The sequence below is a fragment of the Pseudoalteromonas shioyasakiensis genome (assembly GCF_019134595.1).
Classification (GTDB): domain Bacteria; phylum Pseudomonadota; class Gammaproteobacteria; order Enterobacterales; family Alteromonadaceae; genus Pseudoalteromonas; species Pseudoalteromonas shioyasakiensis_A.
The window spans coordinates 3,655,775-3,680,452 of record NZ_CP077770.1 but is presented as its reverse complement, the minus strand read 5'-3'; the positions used below and the strand labels follow the sequence as shown (position 1 = coordinate 3,680,452).

The window sequence follows — 24,678 nt, the reverse complement described above, 5'->3', positions numbered from 1 at the left end:
GCATTCCTTACATTAACTGTTGCGGTTTAATTTCGATATTTGCTGTATCTGAGCTAACCCACACTTCACCATCTTGAATGGTAATAGTGAGCTTGATATTGCGATCAGCTAAGTCGGCTAATGCCTGAGTAGCGGCATAATCGAGACTAAAAATACTTAAGTTTTTAAAATCATACAACTTAGGTTGATGTTTTTGCCACCAAATCGCTTGGTTATTTTCACCGTAGGTATATAAAACAACTTGCTTCGACTTATTGCAGGCTTTTTTCAGGCGTTTTTCGTCTGGTAGCCCAAGCTCAACCCATAATTCAATTTCTTCGCTATAGTTAATATGCCAAAGCTCAGGCTCATCATCGGCGCATAAGCCTTTAGTAAACTCTAAGCCTTCACGGGCATTTAGCGCAAAAGCCAACAAGCGGATCATCAAGCGTTGTTCGGTTTCTGATGGGTGTTGTGCCAGTGTTAAATTGAAATCTTGATAAATGTGGCGGTCCATATCGCTTAACGATAATTGCGCTTTAATAATGGTTGATTTAAGAGCCATAACTGCTTACTTGAAAAAATTTGCGTCATTATAGCGCAATTCGTTGCCGAGCCAGTTAAAATACCGTGAAATTATCTTGTAGGAGTTAAAAATGGCCATCCAGTGGTTCCCGGGTCACATGAACAAAGCCCGAAACGAAATTAAAGAAATCATGCCACAGATGGATGTGATCATTGAGGTACTTGATGCCCGTATTCCTTATAGTAGTGAAAACCCAATGGTTACTGCGCTGCGTGGCGACAAGCCGGTAATCAAAATCATGAACAAGGCGGACTTGGCTGATCCTAAGTTAACGCAAGCTTGGAAAGACTACTTTGAGCAGCAAAGTGGTGTGAAAGCGATTGATTTTGGTAATGATAAAGCGGGTGAAGTGCACCGCATTAATGAGCTTTGTAAAAAGTTAGTGCCGCATAAAGTAGGCGCTGATAAACAAATTAAAGCCATGATCATGGGTATTCCAAACGTTGGTAAATCAACTCTTATTAATACCTTGGCTGGCCGTATCGTGGCAAAAACAGGTAATGAACCTGCGGTAACCAAAGCGCAGCAACGTATTAAGCTTGACGATGGCATTATGCTTTACGACACACCGGGTATGTTATGGCCTAAAGTGGAGAACGAAAACTCTGGTTATCGTTTAGGGGCAACTGGGGCTATTCGTGATACCGCTATCGACTACGAAGAAGTGGCAAGTTACACCGCTGAATATTTACTGCAAGCATACCCAGAGCTTTTAAAAAGCCGCTATAAAATTGATGAGCTACCAGAGTCTGACTGGGAGTTTGTTGAAATGGCAGGTAAAAAGCGTGGTTGTATCCGCGGTGGTAATCAAATCGATACTTACAAAATGTCTGAAATTCTTATTAACGAATTACGCGATGGCATTATTGGTCGTATTACCATGGAAACACCGGCTATGCGTGAAGAAGAAGAGCAAATGGTTGCTGAGCTTCGCGCTGCTGCAGAGGCGAAAAAAGCCGCTAAAGAAGAAGAGAAAAAGCAACGCCGTGCACGTGCACGTAAGAACCGTCGATAAAGTTAATGCATTAATTTTTAGACATAAAAAAAGCCCTGCAAGGGCTTTTTTAGTTTCATATCTACCGTCACCGATATGAGCAATGTAGCAAGTAAAATAAGTAGGGTCGCTCACATGTTGCCAACATCAAGGGGCGTTGTGATTAGCAACATATAAGCTAAAGCTTTAACGTGGCGACACGCGTTTCTGGGGAGAAACAAATTCAATCTGAACAAGTCATCATACTTCGTTTGGCTTGTTGAGATTAATTATCAATTAGGTTTGCAATACTGTCAACACCTTTTTGAAAATAATTCTCATTTAGTTTGGCTTGCAGGTTTGGTACGAATTTTAGACATAAAAAAAGCCCTGTAAGGGCTTTTTGAGTTTCATATCTACCGTCACCGATATGAGCAATGTAGCAAGTAAAATAGTAGGGCGATCACCTGTTGCCAATATCAAGGGGCGTTGCGATTAGCAACAGGCGATCTTAGCTTTATCGTGGGCCACACGTGTTTCAGGGTCGAGAAACAAATCAGTTTATTCCGAACAAGTCATAACACTTTATTGTCTTGTTGATACTGATTATCAATTAGATTTGCGTATCTGTCAACATTCAATTGAAAATAATTCTCATTTCTTTGTGTTTGTTTTTTAAACTTCAGTTATACAATGCATTAGCACTAAAGTTAGGCTGTAAATTACGTGCAATAAAAACTATGCTGGGGCTATAACAATTAAAATAATCACATGCGATGTTCTCAATTTGGTCAATAAGCCTTCTTGCAATTGTATATCTGGCAATTTTATTTGCGGTTGCAGGCTGGGCTGATAAAAGAAAAGTATTGCCTTTTAAAGGCTTAACCTATGGTTTATCACTTGGGGTGTATTGCACCTCTTGGGCGTTTTTTGGTACCACAGCACAAGCTGCATACAACGGCTGGTGGTTGGCTCCGACCTATGCCGGTACTATTTTGCTATTCATTTTTGGCTGGCAAATCTATTGCCGCATAGCGCATATTTGTCGGCAGCAAAAAATAACCTCAATGGCAGATTTTATTGCGACCCGATATGGTCAATCGTCGAGTTTGTCTGGGTTCATTTCATTGATTTCAGTGATTGCCATTGTGCCCTATATCTCTTTACAGCTAAGTGCAACTGCACAAAGTATCAACTTACTTACCGATCGTGCTGCCACACAAAGCCATGAAGTATGGGCCGATAGCACTTTTTACATCACGATTGTATTGGCACTGTTTGCTATTTTATTCGGCGCGAGGCGGTTAAAGCCCAGCGAACATAACCCAGGTTTGATTGCCAGTATTGCCTTTGAATCTGTGGTTAAATTATTGGCGTTTTTAGCGGTGGGTTTGTATGTGTGCTTTGCTTTATTCGACAGCCCAGTGGCTCTGTTTGAAAAAGCGCATGACCTAAATATTGATCAGCAAGTGGCGGCCACACAAAGTCCAACCTATGTGTATGTTGCTCATACTTTGCTTGGTATTTTGGCGACCTTATGTTTGCCAAGACAATTCCACATGAGCTTTATCGAAAAAAATAACGATAAAGAGCTGGCCTCGGCGCGTTGGCTATTTCCGATTTACCTCTTACTTATTAACCTGTTTATTCTACCGATTGCATACGCCGGATTAATTTACTTTCAAGGTCAAGAAGTCGGCTACGACACCTTTGTATTGGCTTTACCTATGGCGGCTGATGATGCCCTTGTGGCGTTATTAGCCTTTTTAGGTGGCTTTTCAGCGGCAACCAGTATGGTGATAGTGTCATCAATTGTGCTTTCAGTGATGATCACTAATGACTTTATTAACCAGTTTATTTTACGCCGCTCGCAACTTACATCGAGCAGTCGCGGGCTTGATAAAAATAACCTATTACATGCACGTAAAATCGTTATCGTATTGATTTTATTGCTAAGCTATTTCACTCACCGAGTGCTAGGCGAAAGTACAACCCTTGCCAATGTGGGTTTGATGTCGTTCACCTTAGTCGCGCAATTTTCGCCGGCCATGATCATTGGTTTATGGTGGCGACAAGCATCGTGTCGCGGTGCGCAATTGGGGATTTTAAGCGGCTTTATTATTTGGGGGTACACACTTTTACTACCGAATATCGCCGGAGGTTTAGGAAACGATAGCTTATGGCTTGTGAATGGACCGTGGGGAATAAGCTGGTTAGCACCAACCGATTTATTCTCATTAGGCATGGAAAGCATTAGCCAAGCTTTATTGCTATCGCTAGGTGCGAACTGTTTAGTGTATTTCTTAGTACCGTTATTTAGTCGAGCAACCTTAGCTGAACGCTTACAGAGCAATAAGTTTGTGTCGCAGCTGAATGATTCGAAGGTAAGCAATCATCTACAGCCTTTGAGCTACCATGACCTAGGTGCACTATTGCAACGATTTGCCGAAAAAGAAGCGGCACAGTCTTTGGTAAATCATTACTTTCCGGATGATAAAAGTAAGTGGAAACGTCCTGCCAATGTCGAGTTAGAGCTATTAGTTGAGCGCGAGATGTCTGCGGTGATCGGCGGCGCATCGGCACGGCTTATTTTAGATGTAGCCAAAAATGAGCAGCGCCAGCCTCTAGAGCAGGTTGCCGAGTTTGTTGATGAAGCAAGCCAAGTACTTAAATTTAATCGTGACTTACTGCAATCAACAATCGAAAACATTCAACAAGGGATCAGTGTAGTTGATAGTGAGCTGCGCTTGGTAGCTTGGAACCAAGGCTACAAAAACATGTTCGCCTACCCAGATGATGCGCTTTACATAGGCCGCCCTGTTGCCGACATTATTCGTTTTAATGCCGAGCGTGGCTTATTTAGCGGCGAGAGCATGACCAGCGAAGTCGAAAAACGCTTAGCCTATTTACGCCAAGGCAGCGCTTATAAATATCAGCGCTCGCACAATGATGGCCGCGTGTTTGAAATGCAAGGTAACCCACTGCCAGGAGGCGGCTTTGTAACAACCTATACCGACATTACCGAGTTCGTAAAGCAACAAAAAGCGTTAACCGAAGCAAATGTTAGCCTTGAAGAAAAAGTCGCAACACGCACCTTGGCATTGACTCAAGCAAACCAAGAGTTGTCGATGGCAAAGCAAGTGGCGGAGCAAGCAACGGTCAGTAAAACACGCTTTTTTGCTGCTGCCAGCCATGATTTACTGCAACCTTTCAATGCTGCGAGTTTGTTTTGTTCTTTAATGAATGAAAAAGCCCAAGACACCGAACTTAAAGAGCTGGCGATGAATATTAAGAACTCATTAGGCAGCGCCGAAGAGTTGTTATCGAGTATTTTAGAGTTAACCAAGCTCGATTCAGGCTCGTTTAAAATACAAATGAGCGAGTTTGCTGCCAGCTCGTTGGTTGAGCCACTGCGTAATGACTACGAAGCCCTTGCCCGTGAAAAAGGCTTAAAGTTTATTATTGAAACCTGTGATGTGCGCTTGCATACCGACAAAGCGCTGCTGCGACGAGTACTACGTAACCTTTTGAGTAATGCGATTCGTTATACTGAGCAAGGTGAAGTTCGTTTAAAAATGCAGCATGATGACGACCATGTATCCTTTATTGTTGAAGACACAGGGATTGGTATTGCATCGAGCGATCAACAAACTATTTTCCAAGAGTTTAAACAGCTTGGTGCAAAGCCAAGCGCCGAGGGGTTAGGCTTAGGGTTGGCAATCACTAAACGTATATGTGACTTACTTAAAATCCCCCTAGTGATGGGGTCTGAGCTTGGTAAAGGCACGCAATTTACCCTAACTCTGCCTTGTAAAGTGAGTGCTGCGCCAGCGCAAGCGAAAGGCGCTGAGGCATCACAAGAAACAGAGCTGGGGCAATTACGCATTTGGTTGCTTGATAACGACCGCAACGTGTTAGAGGCATTAAAGCAGCTACTCGAAAATTGGGGCTGCGAAATCTCAACGGCCACTAACTTAGCGGAGCTTGAGCAGCTAAAGGCAAGCCAAGCCCTGCCGCAATTGTTGATTATTGATTATCAGCTTGATGATGGGGTAACTGGCCTTGAAGTAATTGAGCAAGCGGCACTAACACGCTTACCTGCCATCGTGAATACTGCGAATCATGACGAAGGAATACGTGAGTTAGTGCTCGATGCGGGCTATCCATTGCTTTATAAGCCTCTGAAAGCGCCCGCCTTAAAACGCATGATTAAGCGACTGACTTAATCTGCGTTTTGCTCAGTTGCTGGGGTATTGGCTTTAATTAAGCGCTCTACCTCAGCGACAAACTTCTTATCTAAGTCATCTTCATGGCTCAAAAATAACAGCATTTCATCACCATTATGGTCGATTACTGTTACCGTGGTGGTTAGTAGGGCGCTTTTAGCATAATCAACGTTGAGCTCTTTAATGTCACTAAAGCGGCGCTGATCTTTTTCGAGCACACCTTGCTCATTTTTCCAGTAACTAAAAATAGTGTTTTCTGTGATGCCGTTTCCATCAGTTTTAAAATCGAAAAATGCGTCACTATAAAAATAGTGCACATTCTCGTTGGCAGGAATAATTTCTTTTCTTTTTAAAAAGTTAACTTGATAGGACCAAAGCTTATCGCCGGTTACTATGGTTGAGCTTGGCAACAAATATAGCTCATAAATTAAGCCATAAAATAACCAAGGCAACATGAATATCGAAATGATAACCTGCCTCGCTCGCCACTGAGAGTGGTACTCAAGAGCCTGTTCTGGTTGCTTGAGGTTTTGAATGTAATTAACCAGTGGCAACCATAGAATAGGTATAACTAAAAACAGCCAACTACCATATTCCCAGTTATAGCTTACGACTTCAGAAATGATAATCGCCAGCCATAACACGAACCCAACCGCGACGGGCATGATCTTATTTTTGCCAAAGGTTTGTTCGCTGTGCTTGCAAAGTTCAAGTAACAACGGAATAAAAAACAGTGGTGCGAATATCCCTCGAGCAATCGGCATAATATGGCTTTGTTGCTGCTCTTTTATCGCTTTCCAGTTGCGATAGCTCCAGTAGTGAATGAATATTCCTAAGCTCAATAAGCTGTAAATAACAAACTTACTGTTACTGACAGGGTAGAACTGTTGCTCAGCAAAAACTGGGCGGTTACTTGCTTCTATACGCCAAGCCGCGATGAAAAAGATGATTGCCGCCAAGTAACTTAAAATAAAAACGCTATACCAGTTGGTTTCGTCATCTGCTGGTGTGGTTGTTGAGCTATTTGTGCCGTATTTAATGATGCCGAAATGGGTCGCGTTATTGAGTTTTTTGCGCTCGCTTAGGTAAAGGTCTATTTGATCGGCTGGAATATGATCCTGCTTAGCGCTGTAATCAAAGTATAAGGTCAACACAGAATCTTTAAATGTCACGCGTTTTTCGAAATGAAAAAATGGGTTGTCGATCGTGACCTGCTTATCATCAAACTGCCAATTAGTATCCGTAAACGTAACCTTTATGGTTGTTTCGATATTATTTGGGTAACGAAACCACATTGGTGCATTGTTACGCTCTCGCTGTTCTGGCTTATAAACTGAGTTTTGAATTTCACTAGCGTAAAAGTCGTTTTGAAAATCATTACCTTCAGGTCGCCAAAAGTCATCAATAGTATAGTACTCATTGGTAATTAGCTGACCGGTGTCCTTTGGAGATTCAACCAGCATAGGTTTGACTGTCTTTAAGCCCTTGTAGGTATCTTGATAATATTCGCGGTAATCATCTTCTATGCTTTTTAAGCTGTTTTCAGCGATTGAACTGCGGCGGTTAATTGCTTCAAAGTCGCCGTATTTATATTGAGTTGAAAAACTAACTGGCTCATTAATACCTTCTGGGATCTGATAACTATCAAAAACCTGAACGCGTTTTAGGGCAGGTTCTGTGAACATATCTGTAAAGCCTGTTTCACCTTGCTTTATGATTAACGCTACATCGTAGTTCGGTTGAGCTAGATGTGCTAAATCGCCGCGCTGGTACGAAATGGTCGGATCAAGCCAATAGCGTTTACCTTGGTGCTCTAAGGTGACAATGACATGGTCAAATAAGCTAGGAGATACCGGTAAGCTAGCAGTACGCTTTCTGTCTTCAGTGTTAACTAAAGCAGGGTGAGCCTCTACGCCGAGCGCTTTAAGTAAAGAAATGAGCAAGACGGTTTTGTCTTTACAGTCGCCATAGCGCAGTGCCAAGGTTTCTGATGCAGGAGTAGGCTGGTGCGAGTTGGTGCCCATTTCTAGGCCCAAATAACGTACTTCGTCTTGGCTAAAGCGCAGGGCAGCCACAATTTGAGACTCTAAGTCGGCATGTTGAAACTTAATTTGACGAGCAATTGTTTCAATAGCAGGGCTTACTTCGATGGCTGATTGGTACAAAGGTAACGACCAATTGACTACCTCTTGCCAATTATTTACTTCAGAAAAATACACTTCTTTGTAAGGCGAATACCAATGCGGTACTTCGCTTGCAGAGCTAAGGGTCGGCTCATTGTGTTGGCTAATTTGGTAGTCAAAACCCGTATCTAACTTGGTTTTAGTAACTGGCGACTCGCCATTCATAAAGTTGATATATAAGGGCGTAGGCTTTTGCCACTTTACCCGCATAAATTGCTGCACTATCGGCACCGACCAGTTCAGTGTACGCTTGGTGCTGAAGTGCTGATAAACCGGATTACTTCCCGAAACCGTATAGCTGTAATCTAAAATATCCATTACCCGCATATCATCAATAATGACATTTAGGCTTAAGGTGCCATTGTATATACGACTTGCTAAGTCGGTCTCGCGCTGTAATACCTGTAGCTCGGCACTATTTAGTTTATCTATATATTGGCCGTCGCGAATAATGCCTAAACTATTTAGCGTAAGAGATTGATAATTTGGATCAAAATCAATATTCAGCTGGCTTATATAATCAACCCCAGACTGATTTACCGCTTGCATTACAGTACGATTAAAGCGTTGCTGTGGGGCTTGCTCAGATACCTGAAGCTGAGTGTCGAGCATCAGGTAGAAAGTCCCGTCTCGTATTTGGTCTCGAGGTATCTCAGGGGTAAGTAACTTATGTTGTTTTACCCAGTTAGCTGCGGGGGCAACTTGATAGTCTTCAGCGTTTGCAAAACAGCTCACAAAGAATAAAAAAACAGCCAGTACCTTAAGTTGTAAGTGCATCCATTTCATTGTTATTTTCTAATTACGTTTAGTTTTATATGACAAATTACTGAATTTCACGGCATGAGCCAAATAAAATTCAATATAAATGCTTCTTTTTAGGTCCAATGCTTAATAAGCGCTAGTTTTCAGTGCTTTCTTTATTAGGTAAATCTGTGATTTCAACGCGGCTATTTACTTCATAGTATTTTTGCGTGATTTTTTTCAAAATCTCGCGGCGCAGTGGGCTTACCTGACCTATTACTTTACTTGAGTTATCGCCATAGGTCGTAAAGGCCGTATCCCAACCAACTGCCACAATACTTGGATCGATAACGACTGCATTACCGCCACCGTATGGAATATCACTACCTAAAATATCGGTAATATCGTAATTATCGATACTAAAAGAGAGGTTTTTCACAACTTGGTCTTTATCTGGCTCTTGAATAACTAACGATTGAAGGTGGTCAGCTAAATCTTCTTCAAAGTTAGGAAAATAGTTTTTCTTTTCAAGGTATAAAGAAGAAACGCGTGTGCTGTGATTATCAATAACACTGCCTCGATTTGAATTTACAAATTGCACAGCATTGTTAGTCAGAGCGGTAAATACATTTTTCGCTGTATATGGGGAGTTAAGTAAATTTGGGCTGCCAATGTAGCCGCGATAGTAGCCGTACATTAATAGTGGATCGTTGTTAAATAGTGGTGCCACAATGTTGTATTCAATGTCGTTCAATGAATACTGGTTACCATTAAAGTTAAAACGCGGCTTATCAAAAAAACTTGGCTCTTCGTTTATTAGCTTAGATAAATTTTTTACTGGGTACTGCTGAACTAGCTCATTGAGTACCGTAACGTTATACAGGTTGAGCCAGTAAGCGAGTAACTCTGATTTTGGTAAGTTACTTAAGTTAACCTTGTTTGGCAGGTCGGCCATATTTTTTTGTATAACCTGCAAAGCTTGCTTCATTTTAGGGTTTTCTTTATAAGAATCATAATAAAAGCGGTTTGCTTCTGTTGCTGTTGAAGGTTTAGGGTTAGATGACAACCTTGTACCTATAGCAGTGGTGTTTGAGGTAATGCGGTAGCGGTCAGACATGCCTAAATCAATCACCGAAGCACTTAATATTTGACCATAGCCGGTGTACTCAAGTGTGATATTTGAGTTTGCATCATACTGATGAAATTGGCTAAATTTTTCTTGGTTAATTGCTGTGATGGCTGTTTTATTAATAGGTGCCGTTGAATTACAGGCCGTTACCAAAATAAGTGACGTTGCTAATATGATAGGTTTTATGGCGTTTTTCATTTTTACCACCTTCCTTAGTACAAAAAATAAACATATTACTTTTACTTTAAATTGGCAATATCTAAGTAATTAACACAGAAAAAACAAGACTTAAAGTTGGCTATTGCGGTTTTGCTAAGTGTTTTAGTTGGGTATTTAAGGGGGTATTAAAACGGCTCATAGCGAGCCGCTTTAGGGTTATATTATTTATCTTCAGACTCTTTAGCTGGTAAGTCTTTTATTTCAACGCGGCTATTTACTTCATAGTATTTTTGCGTGATTTTTTGCAAAATCTCGCGGCGTAATGGGCTTACATGGCCGACTTCTTTGGTTAAGTTATCACCATAAGTCATAAAGGTAGTCTCCCAGCCCCAGGCTATAATACTTGGATCGGCGACTGTCGCATTCCCTCCACCGTATTCAATATCGCTACCTAGAATGTCGGTAATATCATAGTTATCGATACTGAAAGAGAGGTTTTGCACAACTTGGTCTTTATCTGGCTCTTGAATCACTAACGATTGAAGGTGGTCAGCTAAATCTTCTTCAAAGTTAGGAAAATAGTTTTTCTTTTCAAGGTATAAAGAAGAAACACGAGTGCTATGGTTACCTATCACACTACCACGATTTGAATTTACAAACTGCACTGCATTGGTGGTCAGGGCGGTAAACACATTTTTCGCTGTATATGGGTGGTCAAGCAAATTTGGGCTGCCAATGTAGCCACGGTAGTAGCCATATATTAATAGCGGGTCATTGTTAAATAGCGGTGCAACAATGTTGTACTCAATATCGTTTAATGAATACTGGTTACCATTAAAGTTAAAGCGCGGCTTATCAAAAAAGCTTGGCTCTTCGTTTAATAGCCTCGTTAGGTTTTTAACAGGATATTGCTGAACTAGTTCATTGAGTACTGTCACGTTATAGAGGTTGAGCCAGTAAGCGAGTAACTCTGATTTTGGTAAGTTACTTAAATTCACCTTGTTTGGCAGGTCGGCCATATTTTCTTGCACTATTTGCAAATCTTGCTTCATCTGAGGATTCTTTCTGTACGAATCATAATAAAAGCGGTTTGCTTCTGTTGCTGTTGAAGGTTTAGGGTTAGATGATAATCGTGTGCCTATTTTGCTCGTATTATTTGAAATACGATAGCGGTCAGACATGCCTAAATCAATGACCGAAGCTCTTAATATTTGCCCGTAGTCAGTGTACTCAAGGGTGATATTTGATTTTTCATCGTACTGATGAAATTGGCTAAATTTTTCTTGGTTTATGGCCGTCGTTGCTGTTTTATTAATAGGGGCCGTTGAATTACAGGCAGTAACTAGAATTAGTGATGTTGCTAATACGATGGGTTTTATGGCGTTTTTCATTTTTATGACCGTCCGTAGTTTAAAAAATAAACATAGCGTGGTTTTTCTATAAGCGCAACAATCTGTTGTTTTTGTTAAAAGTACTAACCTTTGTGTTGTTTAAATGGATACGGTGATGTTAGCTTGCGTGCCTTGCTGGGGTTTTGAGTTTATCGATAACTCAAAGCCTTGGTTACGCACAAGTTCTCGGGTGATCACAAGTCCTATACCTGTGCCATTTGCCTTGGTTGAGTAAAATGGCACGAACAAGTTATCGGGGTTTTGAATACCACAACCTTGGTCGCTAATTTCAATATTTAAGTTATCACCTTGCCTTGACCAAGTGAGGGTAGGGGCAGAATTGCTGCCTGCTTCAAAGGCATTTTTTATCAGGTTGATCAACGCTTGTTCTAGCTGGCCTAAGTCGGCATTAACATGTAACTCTTCGCTGCTATTTATTACTAGTTCAGGAAAAATAGCACTTAAACGTGTGTTTAATTGCTCGCTACTGATTGCCTGCTTTTGTGCGGGTGGTAGCTTGGCAAACGCACTGTAACTGGCTACAAAATCAAGCAAGTGTTGAGCGCGCTTTTCTATAACCTGCAGCATATCTTGGGCGAGATCATCGTGACTGCTAATTTGTCCTTGGCGCTTAAGGGTTTGCAATGACTGACTCATCGAATAAATCGGCGTGAGTGAGTTACGCACTTCATGGTTCAACACTCGAATTAAACGCTGCCAAACAAGTTGTTCATTATCGCGAAGCTGTTGCTCAATTGAAAAGAAGGTTAGTAATTCAAAGTTTCTGCCGGTCCGCCAAAAAGTCTGCGATGAGATTTGAAAGCGTTGTTTAAACAGTGAATCGCTGTTTTGTTGCCATTCGCCATCATGCAGGGCAATGCCTAAGTCGCTGGCCGATTTGCCTTCAATTTGGCGATGACTAATACTGTTTATAAACGCCTTATTACTAAAATAAATCAAGCCATGGGGGTCTAGTATAACGATGGGTAAGTCCAGCATGCTGGCAAACTCAAAAACAAACTCTTCTGTTTGCATATAATGGCGTTTGTTCTTGGCTATTTTATTGCTGAGCTTGGCAAAATCTTGCTTAAGCGCTGCGACTCGTCCACTTTGATAAGACGCTAAATGCCAACTATTACTTTCGTCATTTGCCAATGCATCTAGTTGCAGGCCAAAGCGTTCAACCACATCGGTGATCGCACGGTAGCTTTTAATTAAAGCAAAAGCGCTTATCCCGATAAACGGCAATAATAGGCTGATACTGGCAAACCAATCTAGTTTTAAGCTGAGCGAAAGGGCAATACCAAGCGTTAATAGCACCGCTATAAGCATATAAAAATAGCGTCGAACACGCTGCTCTAACGACAACTTGTTACTCATTTAGCGTTCTACTTCTTTTAAATCGAGCTGATGTTTATCAATGCGACGATAAATCGCCGATTTGCTTAATCCTAAAAACTCTCCTGCGGCGATAACATTGCCATTAAATTGCAGCAGTGCTTTTTGAATCATCTGTTTTTCAAGCTCTTCAAGGGGCAATAGTGGCAAAGCCTGTTCGGCATTACTATTTGTTTGCTCGCAACTTGGTTGACCTAAAATGAGGTCATTGGCTTGAATATTATTGTTATCGCTCATGATCACCGCGCGTTCAATACAATGGCTTAGCTCACGAATATTACCAGGCCAACTGTAATTTTTTAGCGCCTTTAGGGCATCATCACTGAGCGCCATATTCGCGCGTTGATATTTTTTACCATGCACCAACAATAAGTGTTCTGCTAAGGGAGCAATGTCGTCTTTTCTGTCACGAAGTGGTGGAATGTGCAGTTCAATGGTATTGAGTCTAAATAATAAGTCACGGCGGAATTCACCCTGCTCAATAGCCGTAGCTAATTCACTATTGGTGGCAGCAATAATGCGAACATCGGCGGTTTTGGTTTGGCTTGAGCCTAGCACTTCAAATTCTTTGCTTTCTAGCACACGGAGCATTTTACTTTGTAGCTCAAGGCTTAAAGTCGCAATTTCATCTAAAAATAAGGTGCCGCCTTCGGCAATTTCAAAACGCCCTAAGCGGTCTTCTTTGGCATCAGTAAAAGCGCCTTTTTTATGGCCAAATAACTCACTTTCGAATAGCGTCGGGGCAATGGCGCCAACATTCACGCTTACATAGCGTTTATCAGCTCTGAGTGAGTGTTGGTGGATATAATGTGCCAATAAGCTTTTGCCAGTGCCATTTTCGCCGGTAATTAAAATGCTGGCATCGGTCTTAGCTGCGCGCTCAGCTTTGGCGAGTAACAGCTGCATGATTTCTGATTGAGCTATGTAGTGGGCCTGTGTGTCGCTGGTAAGTGCCTTTAAGCACGCGTTGTCGTGATTACTTTGCTTGAGCTTGAGTTGTTGTTGTACAACGGCGGTTAAGCGTAAGTTATTCCATGGCTTTTCAACAAAGTCGACAGCCCCTAATTGCATGGCTTTAACGGCAACATCAATACTGGCCCATGCGGTCATGACAATGACAGGTATGGTCGAACCTAATTGATTTAGTTGCTTTAAAAAGCGTAACCCCTCTTCACCAGAGGTGGTGTCGAGCTTGTAGTTCATATCAAGCAAAATCAGGCTAATGTGCTCTGATTTTAATAACTCAAGGGCATGTTCAGGGCCTTCGGCCTCAAGGCAATGTAAGCCCAATTGTTGTAATGCAACAGTAGCAGCCAGACGTACATCAGCTTGATCGTCTATGACTAAGATTTTGTCCATGATGTTTTCTTATTATCCTGTTGAGGCAGCTTAAGCTAAAACTAAAGCTGCCATTTTGTGCTGTTAATCGTTACGCAGTGCGGCCATAGGTTTTGCTTTAAGCAGTAAAACCAAAGGTCTAAAGCAAGCGAATAGCGCAATACATAAGGTAATACTCCAAGCAAGTAATTGCAGTCTTACATCAAGTATCAGCCAAGACATTAGCTGTCCTTGTAACATGTAAAAACCCACCATTACCGCAGCGAGAGCAACCGCAAAACCAATGAGCACAGGGATAATAGCTTCAACACTCATCAGCTTGAATAAGCGTGCTTTTTTCGCACCTAATGCCATACGAATACCAAACTCATAGCGGCGCAGACCCAGATTGTAGCTCAGTACCCCAAAAATACCGATTGCTGCTAATAATAGAGTAAATAGCGCTAAGGTACTACACAGAACCACGGTCAGTCGGCTCATATACAGTAAATTGTCGTACTCTTGTTGCAGGTCATTAAATTGCCACATGGTTAAGTCGCTGTTCTTTTCTTTTAGCGTATTAAGTATTTGTTTGTTAGTCAGCTTAACGCCTTCAGAAGCTTTGATAGTAAACATGTAGCTATACGGTGTCGCAGGCCACCAAATGTGACGACCAAACGATTCATCGTAGTATTTAGGGTGATTAAAGTCTTCGGTTACACCCACCACTTCATACATCTTTTCTTCTAAGCCTTGGTAGCTCTTGCCGATGATATTTCGATAGTCTTGGCCTGGTAATAAGTTCTCTGCAACGCTGACTGATACCAGTATCTCGTTGGTTTCACCACGTATAGCTTGTTCGCTAAAGGTGCGGCCAGCGAGAATTTTGGTGTTAACTAACGCAAAGTAATCAGGCCCTACCCACTGACTAGGGAAAAAAACCGAGCTTTTACCGTTTACATCAGTCAGGGTGTTGGCATTTTGTCTTGCTGATACTGGGCTGTGACCCAGGGCAACATCATCAATGCCTTGGCTATCAAGCAAAACCTGCTTGTATTGCAGCATATGTTCGTAGCGCTCAGCCAATGACATCTGATTATTTGGCTGGAACAGGTTGGCAAAATACAGGTTTTCGGTATCACTGCCGAGTGGGCGGTTAATCGTGCCCATGGCTTTACTCACTACCATCACTGAAAAGCTAACAAGCAACGCGGCAACAAACATTTGTGAGCCAATTAAAATACGCACTGTGCGGCCAGATACCTGCGAAACCCCGCCTTTTCCACTGTTCTGCATTTGCGTATTTAGGGTTTTGTAATTCACCAAACGCGCTGTAATTACAGAGAAAATATAAGCAAGAGCAATACACAGTATGATGGCAACAATGACCAACGTGCTATCAACCGCCAAGCTGTTAACCAGTGGTAATCGTCCTTCTGCCAATACTTTAAATAAACGTATGCCCCATACCGATAAAAACAGTGCAATGCTTACCGATAAGGTCATTAAAATTAGTGACTGTAAAAAGATACTTTTAAATAATGTGCTGCGTTTAGCACCTAACACCGCCTGCAAGGCGAGGGTTTTATGTTGAGCAAGAGCGCGCGAGAAGAATAAAGTGCTTACATTAAGTACTGCAATAATCAGTAGCCCTACTGCACCGGCTAACATCATTAAGCTTAAGTCATCGTTATTACCCAGCTCAACGTCACGATAAGGAGTTACTTCAGGTTTTACATCGGTGATCCCCCCGTTGTTTAGCCACTCCGATTTAACCGTATCAATTTGCTGTTTTAAATCGACTTTAACTTGATCTATGGTGACCCCAGGCTTTAAAACTGCAATCAGTTTTAAGTTTTTGAAAGTGTTTGTCCACGGGCTTTGCCAATCGTCATTGTGAAAGAAACGGCGGTCCGCACTCGATGGAAACCACACTTCAACATCACTTGCTTTAAACATGTAAGGTGGGCTGAATGAATCATCAACAACACCGACGATACGGTGAACATAATCGGTTTCACCCGCCATGACTGAAAGTGTTTTACCAATAATGTTCGGGTCGCTGTTGTAATGCTTGCGCCAAAAGTTAGCAGAGATAACAACTCGGTCATCAGGAGTTTCTAGCGTTTCTCCAAGGTCAAAACCCTGTCCCATTAAAAATGGCGTGTTTAATAAGTCAAAGTAGTTGCCGCCAACATACAGCACAGGCTCTTTCGGTTCGCCATCAAGGTTTGCAAAAATTTGCTCACCCGCATTGATCATCATGCTTTGTTCAAAGCTTTGATTATGCTTAAGCCAATGCACCATCGACTGATAGCTTTGAAAGCCGGTAGCATCGTAGTCATCATAAGTAAGTGATTGCTCAACCACCACCATGCGGTTTTCATCGTACACATCAAGGGGCTTTAAAAAGTAGCTGTTAACAAGGCTAAGCACCACAAACAAGGTGGCCAATGTTAAAGCAAGCGTTGCGATAACCGCAGTGACAAAGCCCGGAGCATTCATTAATGATGCCCACGCTAAGCTTAATTGGGCGCGTGTTTTGGTTAATTTCATTACATCACCTCAGCGCTTTCAAGTGCATGCTCAGCAGTGTCGCTGCTAGGTGCTTGGCGAGCTTCAGAGTAGGAAACAATTTCACCATCTAGCAATTTAAGTTGCGTTTTAGCACGTCCGGCATAACGTAAATCATGGGTTACCATGCAAATGGTGGTGCCTTTTTTATTCAGCTCATCAAGCAAGTCCATGACGGCATCACCATTTTTTGAATCTAAGTTACCGGTTGGCTCATCCACCAATAAAATGCTTGGCTTGCCAGCCAGTGCACGGGCAATGGCAATACGCTGTTGCTGACCACCAGATAATTGGTTTGGTTTGTGCTGAGAGCGGTGGCCCATTTCAACTTCATCAAGGGCCTGTTTTACCGCAAGCTCAATTTCGCTCGGGCTCATGGCTGGCTCTCGGTAAGTGAGCGGCAGTGCTACGTTGTCGAACACCGATAATTCATCAATTAGGTTAAACGACTGAAATATAAAACCAATGTGAAGGTTTCTAAGTTCAGCTTGCTGATCCATATCAAGGGTTTTTGTGTCGACTTCTTTAATAAAATAGTCGCCAGCAGTTGGGCTATCGAGTAAGCCTAATAATGACAGCAACGTCGATTTACCACAGCCAGATGGGCCGCTAATGCAGATATAGTCACCTTGGTTAATATTCAGGCTGATGTCTTTTAATGCATAGGTTTCAACATTTTGGCCGCGATAAACTTTGGCGATTTTGTTTAATGAGATAAGCGTATTGGTTTTCATAAACTGTCCTGTTCGATTTTTATTGTTGCCAAATGCTGCCATTTAGAAAGGTCTGAAATGATCAGCTGTTCGCCCACGGTGGCACCGCTCAAAAGTTGAATTTGATTGTCACTGAGTGTACCAAATTCGATATTGGTTGGCGTTGCTAACTGGGTATTTGGATTAAGTTTAAATAGCGTGGCTTCGCTGTGTGCTTGTGCTTTTTGCGGCACGTTAATGGTTAACGCATCAGGAATAATGTTGCTAACCACATAGCCTTCAATGCTTAAATCTGGGCGGGCATTGGCAGGCAGTGTGCCTTGTAAATCAAGTTCGATAATAACTCGACCATCGGTAACAATAGGGTCAATTCGGGTGACTTTGGCATCAACTTCACTTTGCTCTGCTTGGCTAAAAGTGTTTACTTTCGCTGCCATATTGAGTGCCACTTTTTCGGCATCTGCTTGTTTAACGCTTAGCTCTGCTTTGAGTGCTTTGTTTGAGCCAACCACCGCAAGGCGGGTACCGGGCACGAGGTTTTGACCAAGTTCAACATTCAATTCTTGTAACATGCCATCGATACCTGCCGTTATTTGCAGCTGATCAAAAGCGTGTTGCTCAACTTGATAATTAAGCTCAAATTGGCTTAATAGTTCTTGCTGTATTTTGCTACGTTGTAAGTGCATTTCTTTAAGCTGTGCAAGGCGTTGCTGCTCGATACTTACGCGCTCTGTAAGCTGTGCAACGTTTAGCATACTTCGTTTGTAATCGAGGCTTGAAACAATCCCTTGCTCGATCAGTTTGCTTTCAGCATCGACTCTAAGCTCAGCACTTTGCAGCTCACTTTTTAATATGGCGAGGTTTGCTTGGCGCTCAAGTAGCTCACTTTGCTGGTTAATTCTTTGCTCATTAACACTGGCTTTTTGGCGAGCAAGTTCTAACCGAGCGACCGATAAACGCTGCGCTTGCTGTGGGTTGACGAGGCTTAAAATCACAGTGTCTTTTTTAACGATAGTGCCGGGGTAAACATGGATAGCTTCGACCATTGCAGTATCGGTATTGGTTAAATATCGTTGATACTTTGGCTTTAAACGGCCAAAGCCACGTATTTTTACCACAAAATCGGCTTGTTCTACGGTTGCTATTTGCAGTTGGCTTGCAGCAACCACAGTGGGTGTCGCCCATTGATATACCATTAAAGCGCCAAGAGCCGATACGCCAATAGCTGCACCAGCCAGCCATTTTTTAGCTGTTGATTGCTGAGGTTTGCGTTTTAGTGTGCTGTCTAAATCCATGATACTGATAAATGTAAATAATCATGGAGTAGCTAAGGCGAGTTTTGTGCCAAAAGTTAAGGTGTTGAAAAATAACAACTTGTCATTTTTTGCAACGTGAGCTTTTCCCACTACTGGGAAAGCGAGTTTTAAAACTGGGAGTGAATGCTTAAGTTAACTTTCTTCGATTTTGCCAACTTGCGAAAGCTGATTAAACAAAATGCCCGCTTGGGTACGGTTATAAACATTGAGTTTGCGTAAAATCGCTGACACATGTTGTTTGATTGTGGTTTCTTGAATCGACATTTCAAAGGCGATTTGTTTATTCAATAAACCGTCGGCAATCATCGCTAGTACGCGGTATTGCTGGGGGGTTAGTTTTTCAAGGTTACGAGCAAATTCGCTTTGTTCGTCGTTGATCACCACATCGGTTAAATCTACTTCAGGTGGTAACCAAGTGTCGCCATTGAGGACATGGCTAATTGCTTCACTGATGACATCTAAAGAAGATGACTTCGGAATATAGCCTGCAGCGCCAAGGCTCATCGCTTGTTTGATTATGGCGGGTGTCTCATTGGCAGAGACCATAATTACTAAGATATCAGGGTAGTGGTTACGCAGTTGCGAAAGAGCTTGTAGGCCATTTGCTCCTGGGATTGTAAGGTCTAAAAATATTAGTTCAATCTCAGGGTGAGCGCTTAACAGTGCAAACAAACCATCAATGTCACTGGTTTCTTTAATATGTTCTTCAGGCACTGATGTCGCGGCAGCTTGACGCAGCGCACTTCTAAATAACGGGTGATCATCGGCGATTATGGTGTTCACAGCTAAAGACATTCCCTCGATTCTCCAATGCGTTATGTTATAAGTGATTTTGCGCTTTGAAACAAGGTTTGCCTGAAGGGAAGTTCCAGACAAACCTTTCTCACACAAGGATTTAGATTCTATTTTAGAAACGGTAACCAACAGTGAAGGCTACAGTGCGAGGGTCGCCGTAGTAACCAATCAGGGTATTATCACCACCTAAACCTGGGGTGTATTTGCTGATATCAGTTGGGTCTGTTGGATCAGGTGCCACGAATTGGTAGCCACCAATCATGTACTCTTCATCCGTTAAGTTTTTACCGTAAAGACCTGCAGTCCAGTGACCATCTGTGCTGTACCAAGTGATACCCATATTAAAGATACCGTAAGCATCTTGCGTTAATAGGCTATCTTCTTCGAATAGCGCGTAGTCGCCTCTGTGGTAGTAGTTACCATTGACAACAAAGTCACCCATTTCTGTGTACATGCGGTACGTTGCACCCAGGTTAAAGGTTAAATCAGGTGTGTTTGATACCGTAAAGCGATCTGATTTATCGAATGCTTCACCGGTTTCTGGGTCGTAATCAATTACGTTATCGAAGTTACTATCGATGTAACCTACTGATGCATCAAAGCTGAGTGATTCTGTTGCAACATAGTTAAGCTCAAGCTCAATACCATCTGATGTTGACTCACCAATGTTACCTAAACGTTGGTTCAGATCTGCTGCGCTATCGCCTGGTAATACCGAAATATATTGACGGTCTTTATGGTCAAGGGTGAATAAAGTGACGTTTGCACGTAAGTTGTTGTTCCACTCACTCTTCATACCGATTTCGAATGAATCAACGATTTCTGGTTTTGCTGCTGGCTCTGCAGTGGTTGCACGTGGGTTGAAAGTACCTGACTTAAAGCCTTGTGCGTAACTTGCAAAGAACATGATGTCACGATTGTATTGGTATTCAACACCTGCACGTGGTGTGAAGCGTGACCATTCTTCTTCATCATCGAGTACTGTTGGAACCAGTTGGCCTTCTGGGCGAGTATAACCTGGCACCCAACCTGACTCAGGGTAAACAATGTCAAAGATTAGGCCGTTGTTAACCTGTGCTTCTTTTTTGTCTTTAGTGTAACGCGCGCCGAGTGTCATTGACCATTTATCGGTTAAATCAATTGAGCTTTGGATATACGCTGCTTTACTGTTTGAGTTACTACAACCGCTTACTTCACGAGTCAGACCCGGAGCACCTAGGCTTTGACCTAAGATACCTAAAATAGCCTCAAATTGACCGCAAGATTCACCATCATAGTAGTAAAGACCCGAAACCAGTTTGTAGTTATCGCCTTGATGATTTAGCTGTAACTCGTGAGTGGTTTGTTCATCATCGTAAATAGCAGGTACATCGAAAATTTGAATTGACGTGTTATCAAAGTCTATATTGGTTGGTGAGTAGCTCTCACGGCTTGAACCAATATACTTAATGCTAGTACGGTCAGTCATATCCCAACGAGCAGTTAGGCTGTAGCCTTCGAGTTCAACTTTATTCCATGTTGGTAAGCTGGTGTAAGAGTCATACACGCTGTCTGGAACTGGTGCATCAGTAAGAATACTTGGTAGTAAACGATAACCACCTTTAGCGTTTGATTTGTCTTCTGTTTTATCCCACGCGAAGCGGAAGAATAAGTCATCGGTCGGAGTGTATTCGAGTGTAACACGTGCTGCTGTTACGTCTTTGTTGTAGTTTTCGCGGTCTTGGTTATCAAGAGAAGAAGTTAAAAACTCACCAAAGCCATCACGGTTAAGCGTTGCAAAACCAAAGCCCACGTAAAGTTTTTCGTCAACAATTGGTAATTGGCCAGTGATTTTTAAATCTTTTTGGTTATAGCTACCTACAGTGCCTTGTATATTTAACGTGGCATCACCGCTCATTTCTTTGGTGACGTATTTAATGGCACCACCAATGGTATTTTTACCGTAAAGCGTCCCTTGTGGGCCGCGTAATACTTCGATTTGTTGCACATCAAGAAGGTCAAGCACGGCACCTTGTGGGCGAGCAAGGTAGACATCATCAATATAGATACCTACTCCCGGCTCATAACCCCAAAGAGGATCTTGCTGACCTACACCACGAATAAACGCGGTAATTGTAGAGTTAGTACCACGGCTTGCTTGCAAGGTGGTATTTGGCGAGAACTGTTGAACTTCGGTCATAACGACGATGCCATTTTCTGCCAGTTCTTCAGCACCCACTGAGGTTACAGCAACAGGAACTTCTTGCAGGTTTTCAACAGTTTTACGTGCTGTTACCTGAATACGTTCAAGTTCACCTTTTTTTGCTGCAGGTTCGGCTTGTTCTGCCGCTTGAGCACTGACACCTGCCAAAGCAAGTGATACAGCCAGAGTAAGTGGCGCGACTTTTGGGTTAAGCTTTATCATGTTGTATTCCTTGTTATTGTTGTCATTAGTCTTATGGCCACTCACATTGATGTTGCCGAAGACTTAATAAGATTTGCCCGTGTCACCTGTCAATTAATGTAGAAGATAGTTGCAGAAATTGAATTAGTACCATAGTGCTATACCCGCCACAGCCCTTTATTTATCAAGCAATTAAGCTATTTTTAAAGCAGATAGTACCTTAGTGTTATGTATTTTTTGAACGCTTAGGGTAAGACTGAAAGCATTATTCCGATGTCACCTCATCTGTGTAATAACAATAATTATAGGAATGTCTATGCTGAGCATGATAGGACTGTTAGGCGGTTTAATACTGCTGATCATTTTAACGCTGCGTGGGGTAAATTTATTTATCGCTGCGCCAATCTGTGCAATGTTAGTTGCACTTAGTAGTGGCATGGCCATTTTCCCTGTATCGGCAGATACAAACTTTATTAACGCCTATATGGATGGCTTTGCAGGCTTCTTAAGTGCGTGGTTCTTTATGTTCTTACTGGGTTCGTTATTCGGTAAGTTTATGGAAGACACCGGTGCTGCAGATAGTGTTGCAAGCTACATTGTGGGTAAACTTGGTATGAAACACGCCGTTCTTGCGGTTGTGATTGCCTGTGCTGTTTTAACCTACGGTGGCGTGAGTGTCTTTATTGTTGCGTTTTCTGTTTACCCAATGGCATTAAGTCTGTTTAAAGATGCAAATTTACCGCGCCGCTTTATTCCAGCAACGCTGGCATTTGGTTCGGTGACCTTTACCATGACTTCGGCAGGCTCGCCAGAAATTCAAAACTGGATCCCGGTTAAACACCTTGGTACGTCACCCTATGCGGCATGGGAAGTGAGCTTAGTCGTGGCTATTTTTATGGCGACAGCAGGTTACTTTTGGTTAAACAAGATGATCAAAAAGGCCGTTGCTAATGGCGAAACCTTTGAAGCGCGCGATGATGATCCTGTCATTATTGAGCGTCGTCGTCCGCATCCAATTACGGGTGTCATCCCGCTGATCGTGGTGCTACTTTTATCATTTACGCTACACGATGTACTGCAGCAAACCGCGCTTATTGTCGCTTTGCTTGGTGGTGTACTGAGTATTGTGATTATTAACTTCAAGCATTTTCACGATATGGGTAACGCGATTAATGTTGGTACAACTGGGGCTTTAGTAGCAATCGGTAACACCGCTGCTGTGGTTGGCTTTGGCGCTGTGGCGAAAGTATCACCGGCATTTACCGCCGCTGTCGATGTGATGACCCATATGCCGGGTAATGAGTTGGTTGGTGCTGCGGTTGCGGTTAGTGTGATTGCCGGTTTAACAGGCTCTGCTTCTGGCGGACAAGCCATCGCATTACCCCTTGTCGCACCAGGTTATTTAGACATGGGTGTAAACCCTGAACAACTGCATCGTGTAGTGGCGATTAGTTCTGGAGCCCTCGATACCTTGCCGCATAATGGTTATGTGGTCACAACAATACGCGCTATCTGTAAAGAAACACATCAACGAGCGTATTGGTCAATGGCAGCTCTGACTGCGGTTATTCCGCTTATCGGTGTCGCATTGGCACTTGGACTCTTTATTATCTTTTAAGGAACAGCAATGAAAACCAAATTAATAATTTTGCTATGGCTGGTTGTATTTAGTTGCACTGCGTTTGGCGCTGCCAACAAAGCCGACACCATGCTGGTGGAAAAACAGCATTTTACGACAAAAGATTTTACCACTGTGTCTGGTGTGACTTTAGAGCAAGTGGATATTGGCTGGGAAAGTTACGGAAAACTAAATGCCAATAAAGATAACGTGATTTTAATCACCCATTATTTCTCTGGTACTTCTCATGCCGCAGGTAAATATAAAGCGGATGACGCCCTACCGGGTTATTGGGATGCGATTATCGGCCCAGGTAAAGCTATCGATACGAATAAATATTATGTGATTAGCTCAGATACCTTAGTAAATGCCAACTGGCATGATGAAAATGTAATCACCACAGGCCCTGCGTCAACTAATCCAAAAACAGGCAAACCTTATGGTTTAGATTTTCCTGTGGTTACGATTACTGACTTTGTGAATGTGCAAAAGCGCTTACTCGACAGCCTAGGTATCACTAAATTACATGCTGTGATGGGCGCATCAATGGGATCGTTTCAAGCACTTGAGTGGGCAACACGTTATCCAGATAAAGTAGAGCGTTTAATTCATGTGATTGGCGCTGCAACTATGGATGCATGGACAGTCGCGGCACTTGAAAAATGGGCGTTACCAATTCGTTTAGATAAAAATTGGCAGCAAGGTAATTACTACGGCAAAGAGCGCCCGCTAGATGGCTTAGCGGCAACCATGCTTAATATTACGCAAGATGCGATGCATCCAATTATTTATAACGCGAGCTTCCCTGACTTTAACGTATTAGATGAAGGCGCATTAAAAGATATTCGTACCTTGCCTAAGTTAAACCAAGTACTCGCTCAGCGCGCAATGGCACGAGCGAAAACGCAAGATGCCAACCATGTACTTTATTTGGTCCGGGCATCACAGTTATTTACCGCTGGCATGCAAAGTGATTTAACAACGGCACTTAAAAATGTCTCTGCCAAAACATTATTACTACCCGCAACGAACGACTTACTGCTTCGCCCTGAAAACATGCGTACTGTGTTTGACACCATGAAAGCGGCAGGTAAAGACGTTGAGATTTCAGAAATAGAAGGGGGCTGGGGACACCTTGATGGTATTTTCTCAATCGCCCCGAAAGCGCAGCTTATCAGTGAGTTTTTAGAGGAGTAA

At 42.5% G+C, this 24,678-nt stretch carries 15 protein-coding genes; 4 read left to right on the top strand and 11 right to left on the bottom strand.

The window, feature by feature from the left end; translation table 11 throughout:
- Positions 1-7 precede the first annotated feature (7 nt).
- Positions 8-544 (bottom strand): YaeQ family protein, encoded by a 537-nt coding sequence (locus KQP93_RS17015; protein ID WP_054552313.1) that lies wholly within the window; start codon positions 542-544, stop codon positions 8-10.
- Between the two features lie 91 nt (positions 545-635).
- Between KQP93_RS17015 and ylqF the strand changes: the two genes are divergently transcribed.
- On the top strand, positions 636-1,580 hold the full coding sequence (gene ylqF / locus KQP93_RS17010) for a ribosome biogenesis GTPase YlqF (RefSeq protein WP_054562949.1): 945 nt from the start codon (positions 636-638) through the stop codon (positions 1,578-1,580).
- 734 nt (positions 1,581-2,314) lie between these two features.
- Positions 2,315-5,764 (top strand): PAS domain-containing hybrid sensor histidine kinase/response regulator, encoded by a 3,450-nt coding sequence (locus KQP93_RS17005; RefSeq protein ID WP_217875322.1) that lies wholly within the window; start codon positions 2,315-2,317, stop codon positions 5,762-5,764.
- Here KQP93_RS17005 and KQP93_RS17000 read toward each other — a convergent pair.
- The 10 genes from KQP93_RS17000 to KQP93_RS16955 all read right to left on the bottom strand — a co-directional run bounded on the left by KQP93_RS17000 (position 5,761) and on the right by KQP93_RS16955 (position 21,884).
- The gene (locus KQP93_RS17000) at positions 5,761-8,733 is read right to left on the bottom strand and encodes a DUF3857 domain-containing transglutaminase family protein (RefSeq protein ID WP_217875321.1); all 2,973 of its coding nucleotides are present in this window, start codon (positions 8,731-8,733) and stop codon (positions 5,761-5,763) included. The two genes, KQP93_RS17005 and KQP93_RS17000, sit on opposite strands and share 4 nt — an antisense overlap.
- 112 nt (positions 8,734-8,845) lie before the next feature.
- A complete protein-coding gene (locus KQP93_RS16995) occupies positions 8,846-10,015 on the bottom strand; it encodes a DUF547 domain-containing protein (RefSeq protein ID WP_217875320.1) in 1,170 nt (389 codons plus the stop codon).
- 182 nt (positions 10,016-10,197) lie between these two features.
- Positions 10,198-11,367 (bottom strand): DUF547 domain-containing protein, encoded by a 1,170-nt coding sequence (locus KQP93_RS16990; protein WP_217875319.1) that lies wholly within the window; start codon positions 11,365-11,367, stop codon positions 10,198-10,200.
- 99 nt (positions 11,368-11,466) lie between these two features.
- The gene (locus KQP93_RS16985; protein WP_217875318.1) at positions 11,467-12,747 is read right to left on the bottom strand and encodes a sensor histidine kinase; all 1,281 of its coding nucleotides are present in this window, start codon (positions 12,745-12,747) and stop codon (positions 11,467-11,469) included.
- Complete coding sequence (locus tag KQP93_RS16980) at positions 12,748-14,124, bottom strand: sigma-54-dependent transcriptional regulator (RefSeq protein WP_217875317.1); 1,377 nt, start codon at positions 14,122-14,124, stop codon at positions 12,748-12,750.
- Positions 14,125-14,187: 63 nt separating this feature from the next.
- Positions 14,188-16,638, bottom strand: a complete 2,451-nt coding sequence (locus KQP93_RS16975; RefSeq protein ID WP_217875316.1) for an ABC transporter permease — start codon at positions 16,636-16,638, stop codon at positions 14,188-14,190.
- A complete protein-coding gene (locus tag KQP93_RS16970) occupies positions 16,638-17,390 on the bottom strand; it encodes an ABC transporter ATP-binding protein (RefSeq protein ID WP_217875315.1) in 753 nt (250 codons plus the stop codon). Before KQP93_RS16970 ends, KQP93_RS16975 begins: the two co-directional genes overlap by 1 nt.
- Positions 17,387-18,664: an efflux RND transporter periplasmic adaptor subunit gene (locus tag KQP93_RS16965; RefSeq protein WP_217875314.1), complete on the bottom strand. Its 1,278-nt coding sequence runs from the start codon at positions 18,662-18,664 to the stop codon at positions 17,387-17,389. The genes KQP93_RS16970 and KQP93_RS16965 overlap by 4 nt, the downstream gene beginning before the upstream one ends.
- 153 nt (positions 18,665-18,817) lie before the next feature.
- Complete coding sequence (locus KQP93_RS16960) at positions 18,818-19,480, bottom strand: response regulator transcription factor (RefSeq protein ID WP_054552322.1); 663 nt, start codon at positions 19,478-19,480, stop codon at positions 18,818-18,820.
- Positions 19,481-19,592: 112 nt separating this feature from the next.
- The gene (locus KQP93_RS16955) at positions 19,593-21,884 is read right to left on the bottom strand and encodes a TonB-dependent receptor (protein WP_217875313.1); all 2,292 of its coding nucleotides are present in this window, start codon (positions 21,882-21,884) and stop codon (positions 19,593-19,595) included.
- Positions 21,885-22,179: 295 nt separating this feature from the next.
- Between KQP93_RS16955 and KQP93_RS16950 the strand changes: the two genes are divergently transcribed.
- Positions 22,180-23,481, top strand: a complete 1,302-nt coding sequence (locus KQP93_RS16950) for a GntP family permease (RefSeq protein ID WP_217875312.1) — start codon at positions 22,180-22,182, stop codon at positions 23,479-23,481.
- A gap of 9 nt (positions 23,482-23,490) precedes the next feature.
- Positions 23,491-24,678, top strand: coding sequence for an E22 family MetX-like putative esterase (locus KQP93_RS16945; protein ID WP_217875311.1), 1,188 nt, complete (start codon positions 23,491-23,493; stop codon positions 24,676-24,678).

Coding starts and splice junctions, on each gene's coding strand:
- ylqF (WP_054562949.1), top strand. CDS start 636: ATGGCCATCCAGTGGTTCCCGGGTCACATGAACAAAGCCCGAAACGAA.
- KQP93_RS16965 (WP_217875314.1), bottom strand. CDS start 18,664: ATGGATTTAGACAGCACACTAAAACGCAAACCTCAGCAATCAACAGCT.
- KQP93_RS16990 (WP_217875319.1), bottom strand. CDS start 11,367: ATGAAAAACGCCATAAAACCCATCGTATTAGCAACATCACTAATTCTA.
- KQP93_RS16980 (WP_217875317.1), bottom strand. CDS start 14,124: ATGGACAAAATCTTAGTCATAGACGATCAAGCTGATGTACGTCTGGCT.
- KQP93_RS17005 (WP_217875322.1), top strand. CDS start 2,315: ATGTTCTCAATTTGGTCAATAAGCCTTCTTGCAATTGTATATCTGGCA.
- KQP93_RS16960 (WP_054552322.1), bottom strand. CDS start 19,480: ATGTCTTTAGCTGTGAACACCATAATCGCCGATGATCACCCGTTATTT.
- KQP93_RS17015 (WP_054552313.1), bottom strand. CDS start 544: ATGGCTCTTAAATCAACCATTATTAAAGCGCAATTATCGTTAAGCGAT.
- KQP93_RS16995 (WP_217875320.1), bottom strand. CDS start 10,015: ATGAAAAACGCCATAAAACCTATCATATTAGCAACGTCACTTATTTTG.
- KQP93_RS16950 (WP_217875312.1), top strand. CDS start 22,180: ATGCTGAGCATGATAGGACTGTTAGGCGGTTTAATACTGCTGATCATT.
- KQP93_RS16975 (WP_217875316.1), bottom strand. CDS start 16,638: ATGAAATTAACCAAAACACGCGCCCAATTAAGCTTAGCGTGGGCATCA.
- KQP93_RS16970 (WP_217875315.1), bottom strand. CDS start 17,390: ATGAAAACCAATACGCTTATCTCATTAAACAAAATCGCCAAAGTTTAT.
- KQP93_RS17000 (WP_217875321.1), bottom strand. CDS start 8,733: ATGAAATGGATGCACTTACAACTTAAGGTACTGGCTGTTTTTTTATTC.
- KQP93_RS16945 (WP_217875311.1), top strand. CDS start 23,491: ATGAAAACCAAATTAATAATTTTGCTATGGCTGGTTGTATTTAGTTGC.
- KQP93_RS16985 (WP_217875318.1), bottom strand. CDS start 12,747: ATGAGTAACAAGTTGTCGTTAGAGCAGCGTGTTCGACGCTATTTTTAT.
- KQP93_RS16955 (WP_217875313.1), bottom strand. CDS start 21,884: ATGATAAAGCTTAACCCAAAAGTCGCGCCACTTACTCTGGCTGTATCA.